We start from the raw sequence: 13,451 nt of genomic DNA, 5'->3' as shown, positions 1-13,451 counted from the left end.
CATCATGCGAAGCGGGCTAGTGCAAACGGTCTGAAGTCAAACCCACACGGTTCACCCGCGTGCTGCTGCGCCAGTGCCTCGCCAATGGCGGCGGAATGCTTGAAGCCGTGTCCCGAGCAGGCGCTGACCACAGTGACGTTTGCCAGCCGTGGGTGCTGGTCGATGATGAAGCCCGAGTCTGGCGTGACCGTGTAAGCGCAAACAGCCGTCTTGAGCACCTCCGAGCTAACGCCCTCGATGCGGCCCAGCACGTGGTCTCGGAACATGGCATCGGATTCCTGGACACTGACTTCACGCTCCAGCCCGTCTGGACCGCCCCCTACTTCGTACTGCTCGGTCGCGATCTTCATGCTGTTTTCGCCCGGCAGCGGTGGGAATCCGTAGCAGGTGTCCTGCTCAGTCGGGCCGTGGAACAGAATAAAACTGGGCGATGGTTGCGGAAAAATCGATGGCTGCCGCAACTTGAACCAATAGAGCTTCTGCCGGTACACCTTTAACAGCCGGTCAAAGGGCGCCCCGAGCAATGGACCGCTCCACATGCCAGCGGAAACGATCACCTTGCGCGCGCGGATGGTGCCGCCAGCCGTGCCGATGGTCACTTCGCCTGCGTTGCTGTGCAAGTCGGTGACCGCCACGCCGGTGTGCAATGCAGCGCCATGGCGCATCGCCAGTGCGATTTGCGTTTGAATGCAGAGCTCGGGCTTGACATAGCCTCCACCGGGTTCGAAATAGCCGACGGTGCAGTCGGGCAAGGGGCCGAATTGCGGAAAACGCGCCCGGATCTGCAGAGCGTTCAGGACTTTATGTTCAATGCCGTAGGCCCGTGCGACCTCGATGGTCCGCCCCGTGAAGTTCGACATGCCATGGTGGCTGGTGGTGGTGTCACTGGAGGCCATCACCAGCACGCCGCATTCTTCGAACAGCCGTGTCCCGGTGGTGGTCTCGATCTCCCGCCAGAGCGCTTGCGAGCGCATCACCAAGGGCGCGTAGGCCGGCCCCTCACCAACGGCTTGGCGCGTGATGCGCGTGTCGCCATGGCTAGACCCCAGGTTGTGGGGCGGTGCAAAGCGGTCCATACCGACCACCTTGAGACCGCGCTTGGCCAGTTGGTACAGCGCGGCGGATCCCATCGCGCCCACGCCAACCACGGCGACATCGTAGATCGAATCTTGCATGGGGCGATCCTAGCGTTTTGAAGGAAAGTTTTATTGCGCCAGGGTAGGCCTATTCCATTTGCGGCGAACCACCTCTTCGAGCAAATGCTGCTTGAACGCCAGGGCCAGTGGCGAGAACTTCTTGCCCGTCGGGTGGACGATGTGCCAAGCGGATGGCAAAGGAAAGCCCTCCACATCGATCACACTGACCCCGTGCTCTTTCTGCAGCCCATGCAGGGCATGGCGAGATACCACCCCCACACCCAGCCCCCCAGCGACCGACTCCTTCACGGCTTCATTGCTGCCCAGTTCCAGCCGGACATCGGGTCTGAACTTCTGCTGGCGAAAATACTGGTCACTGCCCATCCGGGTGCCAGACCCTTTTTCTCTAAGGATGAAGCGGCGCTGGGCGAGTTCGTGCAAGGGTACGCGTTTACGTGTGGCCAGGGGATCGGAAGTCGGCGCAATCACCACAATGGGATTGGGCATGAACACCTCGTCATCCAGGTCCATGTCCGTCGGTGGCATGGACATGATGTAAAGGTCGTCCAGGTTCTCACGCAAGCGGTGCACCACGCCATCGCGGTTGAGAATCTGCAATGCCACATCGATACCCGGATGCAGGTTGCAAAAACTGCCCATCAGGCGCGGCATGAAGTACTTTGCCGTACTCACCACCGCCACCCGCAACTTGCCTCGCGACAAGCCCTTGACGGCATCCACGCCCTGCTCAAAGGCGTCCCAAGTGTGTGCAACCGAGCGCGCAGTGCTGGCCAGCTCTTTGCCCACATCCGTGAGGTAAATCTTTTTCCCCACGATTTCATACAGCGGCAGACCTACCGACTGGGCCACATCTTTCAGCTGCATGGAGGCCGTGGGCTGGGTCACATGCATGGCCTTGGCAGCCGCGCTCACGCTGCCGGTATCGGCCAAAGCCAGGAACAACCTCAGTTGACGAAAAGTGATATTCATAGACTTTTATCTATTCTTAAACGCATATAAATCGATTTTACAAAGTAGATGTTTATTTTTAGGATGTAAGTCTGGAGAACCCTATGCAAAACCTGCTCGACCCCGCAATTCTTTTCTTTGTCTTTGGTGTATTGGCCGGAGCGGTCAAGTCCAACCTCGAAATCCCGCCCGCCATCTCACGGTTTCTGTCCTTGTATCTTTTGATGGCCTTGGGCCTCAAGGGCGGGTTTGCGCTGTCGCATTCCGGGCTGACGGCCAACGTAGCCGTCAGCCTGGCGGCGGCGATTGCGCTTGCGGTATGTATTCCGTTGCTGGGCTACGGGTTCCTGCGGCGATTTGTTTCAGGCTTTGATGCCGCAGCCGTCGCTGCCACCTACGGGTCTGTGAGCGCGGTGACCTTTGTGACCACCGTCCAGTATTTGGAAAACCAGCATGTGCCTTACGGCGGGCACATGGCCGCAGGCATGGCTTTGATGGAGTCGCCGGCCATCATCATGGCCATCGTGTTTGCCAACCGACTGCGCCAAAAGGCCACCCCGACATTGGCCGAACAGACCAAGCCGGGTGTGTCCATCGGCAAGATCCTGCACGAATCCTTCACGGATGGTGCCCAATTGCTGCTGCTGGGGGCGATGGCCGTGGGTTTGATCACGGGCGACGGCGGAAAGGCGGCCATGCAACCGTTCACGGGGGACCTGTTCAAGGGGATGCTGTCCTTTTTCTTGCTGGACATGGGCCTGATGGCGGCGCGCAATCTGCCCCAGATTCGGGGTAAGTCACCCGTGCTGATCGCCTATGCCGTGCTCGGCCCGATAGTGCATGCGGGCCTTGCCCTGGGTCTGGCGTTTGTATTCAACCTGCCTGCGGGCGACGGCGCCTTGCTAATGGTTCTGGCGGCAAGCGCCTCGTACATTGCCGTGCCTGCGGTGCTGCGGTACGCACTTCCAGAGGCCAATCCCTCGCTGTACTTCGGCCTGAGCCTGGGCGTGACTTTCCCACTGAACCTGCTTTTCGGGATACCCAGCTACACCGCCCTGGCGCAGGCGGTGCTGCATTGAATACCTCCACAGGGGCACCTCCAGCAGCGTTACGGGCTCATTGGTAGCTGATTGCGTAAGGCTCGGCAACACACAACACGTTTTCGATGGGTTCGGGCTTGTGCAGCAAAAATCCCTGGGCGTAGTCGACACCGATCTCGCGCACGCGTTGAAGAACCTCTGGCCGGTCCACAAACTCGGCGACGGTCTTCACATGCACCACGCGCGCCACGTCGACGAAACAGCGCACGGCGGCATCGTCCAGCGGATCGTCGATCACGTCCCGGATGAAGCTGCCGTCGATCTTGAGCAGGTCAACCTTGAGGTTTTTGAGATAGCCAAATGAAGATGCCCCCGCGCCAAAGTCATCCAGCGCAATCCGCACCCCCAGTGCCCGTGCTTGTTCGATGAAGATGACGGCATCCGTCATGTTGGTGACGGCTGCCGTCTCGGTGATCTCGAGACAAATGCGCTGGCACACGGCGCTGCCAGCAGCGGCCAGTGCGTCGATAGCGTGGCGATGAAACGCCCGGTCGCCCACCGACTGCCCAGAAAGGTTGATGCACAAGGTGTCCAGCACCGCCAATGCGGGCAAGCGCTGAATGTGCTGCATGGCGCGCCTGAGCACCCAGCGGTCGATGCGCGTCGCCATGTGAAAGCGCTCTGCGGCCGGCAAGAAGGCCCCCGGCGGAATGAGGCTGCCATCGGTGTCCAGCAGGCGAATCAGCACTTCGGCATGCAGCCCGGTGTGGTGCTTGTCGAGCGGTTCGATCCGCTGCGCGTACAGGACGAACCTGTCTTCATCCAGAGCCTGCTCTAGCCGGGTAGCCCATTGCATCTCGCCATGGCGTGCGCGCATGGCCTGGTCGGTATCGAACCATACATGCACGCGGTTGCGCCCCGCTTCCTTGGCCGCAAAGCACGAGGTGTCGGCCGCCTGCAAGGCGGCCGCCGTGTTGGCCCAGCGGTTGTCTACGGGCACCAGCCCAATGCTGGCGCCAATCCTGAAACGCCGCTGGTCGTGGAGGAATCTGAACTCCTCCATGCGGTCGCATATCTGCTGCGCCAGCCGGCCAGCCTGGTCAGCCGAGCAGTGCTCCAGAATGACCGCAAACTCGTCGCCGCCCAGCCGCGCCAGGGTGTCGCGCGCGCGAACCGCTTCCTTGAACAGCTTGGCTACCTGTTGCAAAAGTTGGTCGCCCACCGAGTGGCCGCAGGCATCGTTCACGAGCTTGAATTGATCGAGGTCGATGTAGAGCAAGGCATGTTCGCTGCGGTCCTCATGCGCCTTCTCCAACGTTCGGCGCAGCCGCGTCTCGAACTCGGCCCGGTTCACCAGCCCGGTCAGCGCGTCGTGCGTGGCCCGGTAGCTCATTTCGCCCGACAAGCGGCGCTGCTCCGTCACATCATGAAAGACCAGCACCACGCCGAGGATGTCGCCGTTGGCGCTGCAGATAGGCGCGGCGGAGTCTTCAATACCAAACTCTTCGCCGTTGCGCGAGATGAGCACCGTGTGATTGGCAAGGCCCACGACCTTGCCACGCTGCAGGCAAGTGGTCACCGGGTTCACGGACGGCTGGCGGGTTTTTTCATTGAGGATTTGGAAGACCTGCGCGATGGGCCGCCCCAGCGCTTCGTTCGACAGCCAGCCGGTCATGCGCTCGGCGGCAGGGTTCAACCAGGTCACCTGGCTTTTGGCATCCGTGGTGATTACCGCGTCGCCGATGGAGTGCAAGGTCACACGCAACAACTCGTGCTGTTCGGCCAGTCGGGCGTTCAGTTCCCAAAGCGGTGTGACATCCCAGTTCACCCCGATCATTTGCGCGGCGTTTCCCTGGCTGTCGTGCGTGACACGCGCCGCAGTGTGCAGGTGGTGAACGCTGCCGTTGGGCCAGACGACGCGGAAATCAGCCTCCAGCTTCGTGCCGTGACCCGTCGCGTCGCCTATGGCCTGCTCCAAGGCCGCTCGGTCGCCGGGATGGACGCACTGGGCCATCACTGTGGCGGGGTCGTCTCGGCAATCGGCTGGCAGCCCGAACAGCGCATAGGTGCGCGGCTCCCAGTGCTGCGCACCGGTTTGCAGATCGCGCTCCCAGATGCCGATGCCACCGTTCTCGGCGGCCAGGGTGACCCTTTGCTGGGCAACCTCTAGAAACTGGCGCTGTCGAATGTCTTTCGTGATGTCCTGAAAGGCACCCAACAGCCGCACCGGCTTGCCACCCTGGAATTCTGCATGGCCTACCGCACGCACCCAGATACGCTGCCCGCCCCGCTGAATAAATGGCAACTCCAAGTCATAATCTCCGCCGTTGGCCATCGCCTTCACCACCGCAGCTTCGATGGTTGGCCGGGCTTCTGGGGCATAAAACTCGATCGCTTCGGCAAGCTGCGGCTGGTAGCCGGGCGGCACACCGTGGATACGGCAGGTCTGTGCCGACCACACGATGTTGCCACTGGCGATGTCGAATTCCCAACCGCCGACTTGCGCCAATTCACCGGTCTGGTTGAGTAATTCTTCGCTCTTGCGCAGTTTGTCTTCCTGCAACTTACGCTCCGTAATGTCCTCGACCGAACCTACGTAGTCATTCACCTCGCCATCCGCATCAAACACAGGGCGGGCAATGGAACGAACATTGCGCACCGTGCCGTCGTCACGGCGCACCCTGAACTCCATGTCGAACTCGAGCTTTAGCGCGGCTTTGCGCTGCCACTCCGCAAAAACGGCGGCCTTGTCATCGGGGTGCAGCGTGCGGCTCCAGCCGCTGCCGAGGGCTTCGCTTTCGTCCAAGCCGTAGATGTCTTGCCAGCGAACATTGGTATAGGTGCATGCGCCGACCGCATCGGCGGCGAAAACGCCCAGTGGAGACGCGTCGCTGAGGATGCGAAACCGGGTCTCGCTAGCCACGAAGGCGCGGGCCAGCTTGCGGGATTCCAGCGCCTGCACGGCGGCCACCGAAAGAAGACGCAGTGCTTCGCGCTGCTTGTCGCTGAGCTTGCGGGGAACCCGGTCGATCACGCACAAGGTGCCAACGTGGGCACCGTCGCTCAGGCGCAGCGTGGCCCCTGCGTAGAAACGGATATCGGGCGCCATGGCGACCAACACGTTGTCGGCAAATCGTGGGTCGGCCAAAGCATCGGGCACCTCGAACACGCCATCTTCCAGGATGGCGTGGGCGCAGAACGCCACGTCTCTAGGTGTTTCGGTCACTCCTGGCAAGCCGACGTTGGCCTTGAACCACTGGCGGTTGCTGTCGATCAGGCTGATGAGCGAGATGGGAACGCCGCAGACCAATGCTGCGGTCGCCACCAAGGCGTCAAACTCGCGCTCCGGTGCGGAGTCGAGAACATCAAGGCGCTCGAGTGCTCGCAAACGCTCGGGCTCGTCCACTGGCCTGGGTGCTGTCAACATGGGGAGTCCTTCCTTAAAACTCCCTGATTTTCGGGACTTTTCAGGCCTTATAGGAGAGTAATTTACCCGTTGATCAGAAAAATTGGACTAGAACTTCGCTTCTTATCGTCGGTTAGGTGCAGAAACAGAGATTTATTTGAACCGACACGCTGTGTCCAAGGGCGCCGCACTCGAAACAACTATGCACGCATGGCGCTCAGACCAGCCTATGGGCACGGAATGGATTGCAACGCCGTCATACCCATGGGCGGCTCGGCGGCCATACATCGCCTGAGGCCACAGACTGCGATGGACCCCAAGGAGCCCCAAAGCCGCTTTGTCCTCAATGCCCCGCCAGCACCTGCTCCAGCTCCGCAAACGTCTGTGCCATGGCCGTCACCGGCAGCGCATGCCCCAATTGGCGCTCGACCTGGGTTTGCGAGATCAGGCCGCGTATGCGCGGGGAGCCATCGGCGGTTTCGGAATCGACCACCAGCAGGTGTGGGCGGCCGCGCTGTATCAGCGTGGCTACCACCTGTTCCACGGTGGCGCGCTGCAGCGAGGCAAAAGTGACCGCGTCGATGGCAGACAGCGGGGTCATCACATCGGCGGCGGTGAGTTCCTGGTACTTGACCTGGCGCTGGTGCACCAGGCGCATGGGGCGGTCCCCGGCGATGTCGGCGGCGGTCAGGATGCCGTCCACCGAGGGCATGTCGGATACCACAAACAGCAGGCGCACGCCCTGGTAGATCATCTTCAGCTCGGCCTGGCCCAGGCCGGTTTGCGGCTGCACCGTGGCGGCGCGGATCTGCGCCAGATCGGTAAACACTTCCAGCGCGGGCGAGCCCAGGGTCACGGCGCCGTGCTGGGCCGGCTGGACCTGGACGATGTGGGTGTTTGCGGGGAAGCGGAAGGTGGGGAGAGAGCCGTCGGACATGGAAACCTTTCAAAACCACACCCTGGGAGTCCGGGGGCGTGAGCGTCCGTCGGAGGCCGGTCGCGTGGGTGTCAATGCGGTGCAACCGCCTCGGTTATAGGCCTGCCCCGCCAGCACCACAAGCGGATTTACTAGGGTTTTCCCGGACTTTACCGGCGGTTTGCAATGGGGGTGGCAGAGGGGAAACGCCGAATAGGGTAGATTGACCCTCCCCCACCGCACTGTTCACGCCCCCATGACAAGCTCCGCCTGGCTCCTTTTCACCACCATTTCCCTGGTGACCGCATTCACCCCCGGCCCGGCCGTGCTGCTGGCGATGTCCAACACGATGGCTTGGGGCCTGCGCAAGACGCTGTTGGGCAGTTCCGTCGGCAGCGCGGTAGGGGTTTTTGTGGTGTCGGGCATTGCCATGGCCGGGCTGGGCACCTTGCTGCATACCTCGGCATGGCTGTTCGCCGGGCTGAAGACCGCCGGGGCGCTGTACCTGATGTACCTGGGCTACCGCCAGTGGACCCATCCCGGCTCGGTGTTCAGCAAGACCACCCAGGTCGTGGAGCAAGCCGACAAATCCCGCTTGGCACTGGCCCGCCAGGGCCTGCTGGTGTCGCTGACCAACCCCAAGAGCATTCTATTTTTCACCGCGCTGTTTCCGCAGTTTCTGCACCTGGACGCGCCCATGCTGCCGCAGTATCTGGCGCTGACCAGCGCTTTTACTGCCTGTGCCTTGGCGTCGCACGTGGTCTATTCACTGCTGGCTACGCGCTTGCAGGGCTGGTTCGCCACCCAACGCCGGGCCCAGGTATTCAACCGCGTCACCGGGGGTGCCTTTGGCCTGCTGGGTCTGGGCTTGCTGCAGCTCAAAAACCCGAACTGACCCGAACTGAACCTGGCTCCATGGCCGCGCCACGCAACGCCACCGGCGACTCCTTTTTTGCCTGGGATGGCGACGTGCTTATCGTCAACATCCTGGGCAAACCTTCGGCTTGCTGCGACGCGATTGCCAAGCCCATGGGGCCGCAGCTCAAGGTCAGCGTCACGGCCATGCCCAAGAACGGCAAGGCGACGGACCACATGGTGCGCTTCCTCGCACCCTTGTTTGGCGTGGCGGTAGGTGATATCGAGGTGGTGTTTGGCCAGGAAAGCGTGCACAAGCAACTGCGCATCACCGCGCCGAAGAAGCTGCCTGCCGTGTTCACGCATGTCTGACTTGGAACTTTGCCCCCTGCCAGCCGCTCCCACCCTCATACTGAAGTGTGGTGTTGCGCGCTATCTGGAACATAAAACCGCGTCTTTTTGTCCATGATGTCGTTGCAAATCCGCGCAATAGCAGAGCTATTGCTGTGGTTTTCGCCTAATCCTGACCAAAAATCCATCGGTTTTATTTGTTCCATCTAGCACGCAACACCACACTAGCTCCACCATGCTGCACCGCCTCCTCACCGCTCTTCTTTTAATAGCTACCAGCGCAATACCTATCTGCGCTAGCGCCCAAAAAAGCTTGAATTCCGTCGTCACCACGCCGCAGGTGCGCGCCGAGCTGCTGGCCCACGCGCCGCAGGGTGTGGTGCCTGGCCAGCCGGTGTGGGTGGGTTTGCAGATTGCGCACCAGCCGGAATGGCACACCTACTGGAAGAACCCTGGCGATTCGGGCCTGGCCACCAGCCTGACCTGGACCCTGCCGCCCGGTGTGACGGCAGGCGACATTGCCTGGCCGGTGCCGCGCAAAATCCGTATCGGCACGCTGGCCAACTACGGCTTTGAAGGCACGCTGCTGCTGCCCGTGCCGCTGACCATCTCGCCCGATTTCAAACCGTCTCTCTTGGCCAGCGAGCTGGAAGTGAAGCTGCACGCCGCCTGGCTGGTGTGCCGCAAGGAATGCATTCCCGAAGAAGGTGACTTCATACTGAAGCTGCCGGTCAAAAGCTCTACCGGCATGCAAGCCGCCGCGTTCGATGCGGCGCTGGCAGCCCAGCCGCACGACTTGGCCGCACGCAGCAAGGTACAGGTAGATGGCGCAGAACTCAAAATCACCGTGACCGACCTGCCCGCCGCACTGCGCGGCCAAACGCTGGAACTGTTCCCCGAAACGCCGGAGATCACCGCTCCCGCCGCCGACATCACCCAGCGCTGGGACGGCCCCAGCTGGACCGCCACTGCGCCGCTGACCGCCATGCGCAGCACCAGCCCCACCGAGATGCCGCTGGTGCTGGCCACTGCCGAAGGCCAGGGCTACCGCAGCGTGGCCGATGTGCAAGGTGTGTGGCCACGCACCGTGGCCGCACCAACGGTATCGCCCGCCCTGGAAGCCGCCCTGCGGGCCAACAGCGCTGCATCACAAATCCCTGCCGCGCCCAGCCTGTCGTGGGCCGCTGCCCTGCTCGGGGCGCTGCTGGGCGGGCTGATCTTGAACCTCATGCCCTGCGTGTTCCCGGTGCTGGCCATCAAGCTGATGGGCTTTGCCCAGCACGCGGGTAACAAAAAGGCGCACCGTGTCGATGGCCTGGCCTACACCGCCGGGGCCGTGCTGTCCTTTCTGGCGCTAGGGGGCTTGATGCTGGGCCTGCGGGCGGCGGGCGAGCAGCTGGGTTGGGGCTTTCAATTGCAGTCGCCAGCGGTGGTGGCCGGGCTAGCTGTGTTGTTCACCGTGGTAGGGCTGAACCTGGCGGGGCTGTTCGAGTTTGGGCAGTTTGTACCCAGCCGCGTGGCCACGCTGCAGGCGCGCAACCCGGCGCTGAACGCATTCTTGTCGGGTGTGCTGGCCGTGGCCGTGGCCTCGCCCTGCACCGCGCCCTTCATGGGTGCCTCGCTGGGGTTGGCGGTGGGCCTTCCGGTGGCGCAGGCGTTGCCCATCTTCGCGGTGATGGGTTTCGGCATGGCCCTGCCCTACCTGCTGGCCAGCCTGAGCCCGGCCCTGGCCCGGCTGCTGCCCCGGCCCGGCGCGTGGATGGCGACCTTCCGCCAGCTCATGGCGTTTCCGATGTTTGCCACCGTGGCCTGGCTGGTCTGGGTGCTGGGCCAGCAAAGCGGCATCGACGGCGCGGGCAGCCTGCTGCTGCTGCTGGTAGCGGTGGCCGCGGTGCTGTGGGCGCTGGGGCTGGCCGGGCGCACGCGCTGGGTGATTGCTACGCTTTCTATAGCAGCTCTCGCAGGTGTTTTGAGCGCTACAGGCCAAAATCTTATAAAAATTGCGCCTGCTCCAGGCGTGGTGGCCGCTACCGAGCGCTGGCAGCCCTGGGAGCCGGGCCGTGTCGAGCAAACCCTGGCCACGGGCCAGCCAGTAATGGTGGACTTCACCGCCGCCTGGTGCGTCACCTGCCAGTACAACAAGAAAACCACCTTGTCCCACCCCGCCGTGCTGGCCGACCTGGAGGCCAAAAACGTGCAGCTGCTGCGGGCTGACTGGACGCGCCGCGACCCGGCCATTACCGCTGCACTCGGCCAATTGGGCCGCAACGGCGTGCCGGTGTACGTGCTGTACAAGGCGGGCAGCGCGCCGCAGGTGCTGTCGGAAGTGCTAAATGTGGACGACTTGCGGGCGGCTATCGCCAAGCTGTAGCGCGTTCGCCTCTGTCAGCCACGGGGCGGACTGTCACACACAAAGGGTTTTCCCGTCATCGGGCCGTCACGCTTTGTGGCTATCGTGCATGCCAGTTAAACGATGTCCGACAAAGAGCCCGAGTGAACCCTATTATTTCCGTGCGCGGTCTGCGCGTAGCCTATGGCGCAAACGAAGTGCTCAAGGGCATCGACCTGGATATTGAACCAGGCAGTTTTGTCGCTCTGCTAGGCGCGTCGGGCTGCGGCAAAACCACGCTGCTGCGCGCACTTTCGGGCTTTAACCCGGTCAAAGCTGGCAGCATCAGCGTCAAGGGCCAGGACATCCAGCACCTGCCGCCCGAACGCCGTGGCATGGCCATGGTGTTCCAGTCGTACGCGCTGTGGTCGCATATGAGTGTGGCGCAGAACATCGGCTATGGCCTGAAGCTGCGCCAAGTCCCCCGTGCCGAGATACAGCAGCGGGTAGACAAGCTGCTGCAGATGCTGGGCCTGCCAGGCTTTGGCGCGCGCGCAGTGACCGAGCTGTCCGGCGGCCAGCGCCAGCGCGTGGCGCTCGGTCGGGCGCTGGCAGTGGAACCTGAAATCCTGCTGCTGGACGAGCCACTGTCGAATCTGGATGCCGGCATCCGGTTGCAGATGCGCCACGAGATTCGCTCGATCCAGCGCGCGCTGGGTGTCACCGCCATCCTGGTCACGCACGACCGCGAAGAGGCCATGGTGATGGCCGACCAGGTCGTGATCCTGGAGCAAGGCCGCGTGGCCCAGATCGGCACGCCGGAAGATGTCTACCAACACCCGCAAACGCCGTATGTGGCGACCTTCATGGGGGCAGAAAACACCATCCGCTGCGAAGCCCGTACCGAGGGTGGCGGCGTGCATCTGCGGTTGCCGCAGCTGGCGCAAATGGCGCATTCCGAGGTCTGGTGCCCCCACACGGCGCCGGTGCAGGGCGCGGCCCAGGTGCACTTCCGCAGCGAAATGGCGACGCTGGCCGGGGCCGATGCGCACACCCCCGACAGCCTGCAGATTCCGGGCCACATCCACCAGGTGAGCTATCTGGGCGGCGGCTACCGCTGCGAGATCAGCACCGCCTGCGGTGACTTCTTCATCGACCACCCGCAGGCCATGGCCGACGGCGACGCCGTGACCGTGCGCATCCCGGCCCAGGCGCTGCACGTTTACCCGCGCGGTACGGTGCAGGCCTGAGCCCCGTTTTTTTATTCATCTCCACAGGAGCACGTCATGCAACTACTTCGCCGCAGCCTCACGGTTTCCATCGCCCTGGCATTGGGTGCCATCTCGGGAGGCGCACAAGCCCAGACCACTACGCTGAATGTGATCAGCGGCGGCTCGCAGAACATGGTGGACTACGTCACCGACTACCTGGGCCCGCTGTTCGAAAAGCTGAACCCTGGCGTCAAGGTCAGCGTCGTCGGCACCGGCCCGGACGATGCGGGCTCGCAGAAAATGCTGGAGAAGCTACAGGCCCAAAAAGCCGCCGGCATGGCCACCTGGGACACCGACGTGATCGTGCCCAACCAGCAAAAGACCGGTGAGATGGTGCGCGACGGCCTGCTGCTGAAATACCGCGACAGCATCGCCACCGGCAAATTTGCCGTCAGCCAGTCGGCCAGGCAGGCACTGGGCGTGAACGTCGATGGCTATGTGATGCCGATGTTTGAAAGCCAGACCGCGCTGGCCTACAACCCCGACCTGGTCAAGAACCCACCCGCCTCCTACGATGAGCTGCGCGCCTTCGTGGCCAAGAACCCCAAAACCTTTGGCTACAACGGCCTGAAGGGCGGCATGTCTGGCGTGGCCTTTGTCGTGGGCTGGATGTATGCCTATGGCGGCAGCCCGGAAACCGTGCAGCAAGGTCCGTACGATGCCAAATCCCCCGCGGGCTGGAAGAAGGCTTTCGCCGACCTCAAGAGCTTCAACCAGCAAGTGGTGTTCACGCCTGGCAATGCAGGCACGCTGGACATGCTGAACCGCGGCGAAATCGCCATGGGCCCGGTCTGGGTGGACATGTTCCAGAGCTGGAAGGCTGAGGGCCGTTTGGCACCCAACATGAAGCTGAAGATTCTGTCACCCGGCATGCCTGGCCAGCCCTATTACTACGCGATTCCCGCCAAGGCGAAAAACGTGGAACTGGCCAAGAAGTTCATCGCCCTGGCCACCAGCCCCCAAGTGCAGGCCGATGGCATCGTGCGGCGCTTCAACTGGTACCCGGGCATCGATGCCAACGTGGTCAAGCCGGTGCTGGATGCCAAGGTCTGGAACCAGCTGTTCGTGGACGTGACTCCGGCCGAACTGGCCCGCAACGGCAAGCCTTTCCCGCTGGCGCCCTACTTCAAGGACTTGCGCGAGCAGTACGAAGCCCAGGTGCAAAACTAAGCACACCA

General features: G+C 62.6%; 10 protein-coding genes. 6 read left to right on the top strand and 4 right to left on the bottom strand.

The window, feature by feature from the left end; genetic code table 11:
- Window positions 1-2: 2 nt before the first annotated feature.
- The gene (gene solA, locus AC097L_RS04015; protein ID WP_479584877.1) at window positions 3-1,175 is read right to left on the bottom strand and encodes an N-methyl-L-tryptophan oxidase; all 1,173 of its coding nucleotides are present in this window, start codon (window positions 1,173-1,175) and stop codon (window positions 3-5) included.
- A gap of 30 nt (window positions 1,176-1,205) precedes the next feature.
- Window positions 1,206-2,126 (bottom strand): LysR family transcriptional regulator, encoded by a 921-nt coding sequence (locus tag AC097L_RS04010; protein WP_479584876.1) that lies wholly within the window; start codon window positions 2,124-2,126, stop codon window positions 1,206-1,208.
- An 83-nt stretch (window positions 2,127-2,209) separates the two neighbouring features.
- Between AC097L_RS04010 and AC097L_RS04005 the strand changes: the two genes are divergently transcribed.
- Window positions 2,210-3,184 (top strand): sodium-dependent bicarbonate transport family permease, encoded by a 975-nt coding sequence (locus AC097L_RS04005; RefSeq protein WP_479584875.1) that lies wholly within the window; start codon window positions 2,210-2,212, stop codon window positions 3,182-3,184.
- A 37-nt stretch (window positions 3,185-3,221) separates the two neighbouring features.
- Here the strand turns inward: AC097L_RS04005 and AC097L_RS04000 are convergent, their stop codons facing one another.
- Window positions 3,222-6,572: an EAL domain-containing protein gene (locus AC097L_RS04000; protein ID WP_479584874.1), complete on the bottom strand. Its 3,351-nt coding sequence runs from the start codon at window positions 6,570-6,572 to the stop codon at window positions 3,222-3,224.
- A 322-nt stretch (window positions 6,573-6,894) separates the two neighbouring features.
- On the bottom strand, window positions 6,895-7,488 hold the full coding sequence (locus AC097L_RS03995; protein ID WP_479584873.1) for a CBS domain-containing protein: 594 nt from the start codon (window positions 7,486-7,488) through the stop codon (window positions 6,895-6,897).
- A gap of 235 nt (window positions 7,489-7,723) precedes the next feature.
- Here AC097L_RS03995 and AC097L_RS03990 point away from each other — a divergent pair, with 235 nt between their 5' ends.
- The 5 genes from AC097L_RS03990 to AC097L_RS03970 all read left to right on the top strand — a co-directional run bounded on the left by AC097L_RS03990 (window position 7,724) and on the right by AC097L_RS03970 (window position 13,443).
- Complete coding sequence (locus AC097L_RS03990; RefSeq protein WP_479584872.1) at window positions 7,724-8,362, top strand: LysE family translocator; 639 nt, start codon at window positions 7,724-7,726, stop codon at window positions 8,360-8,362.
- A gap of 20 nt (window positions 8,363-8,382) precedes the next feature.
- Window positions 8,383-8,694, top strand: coding sequence for a DUF167 domain-containing protein (locus tag AC097L_RS03985; RefSeq protein ID WP_479584871.1), 312 nt, complete (start codon window positions 8,383-8,385; stop codon window positions 8,692-8,694).
- Between the two features lie 214 nt (window positions 8,695-8,908).
- The gene (locus AC097L_RS03980) at window positions 8,909-11,044 is read left to right on the top strand and encodes a protein-disulfide reductase DsbD family protein (protein ID WP_479584870.1); all 2,136 of its coding nucleotides are present in this window, start codon (window positions 8,909-8,911) and stop codon (window positions 11,042-11,044) included.
- Window positions 11,045-11,166: 122 nt separating this feature from the next.
- Entirely contained in the window at window positions 11,167-12,252 is a 1,086-nt protein-coding gene (locus AC097L_RS03975) for an ABC transporter ATP-binding protein (RefSeq protein ID WP_479584869.1), read from the top strand.
- A 36-nt stretch (window positions 12,253-12,288) separates the two neighbouring features.
- Window positions 12,289-13,443, top strand: coding sequence for an ABC transporter substrate-binding protein (locus tag AC097L_RS03970; protein ID WP_479584868.1), 1,155 nt, complete (start codon window positions 12,289-12,291; stop codon window positions 13,441-13,443).
- The last annotated feature ends 8 nt before the right edge of the window (window positions 13,444-13,451 follow it).

The organism is Rhodoferax sp. RT5P35, from assembly GCF_056521385.1.
The sequence above is the reverse complement of the archived record's forward strand: the minus strand, read 5'-3'. Positions and strand labels throughout refer to the sequence as shown.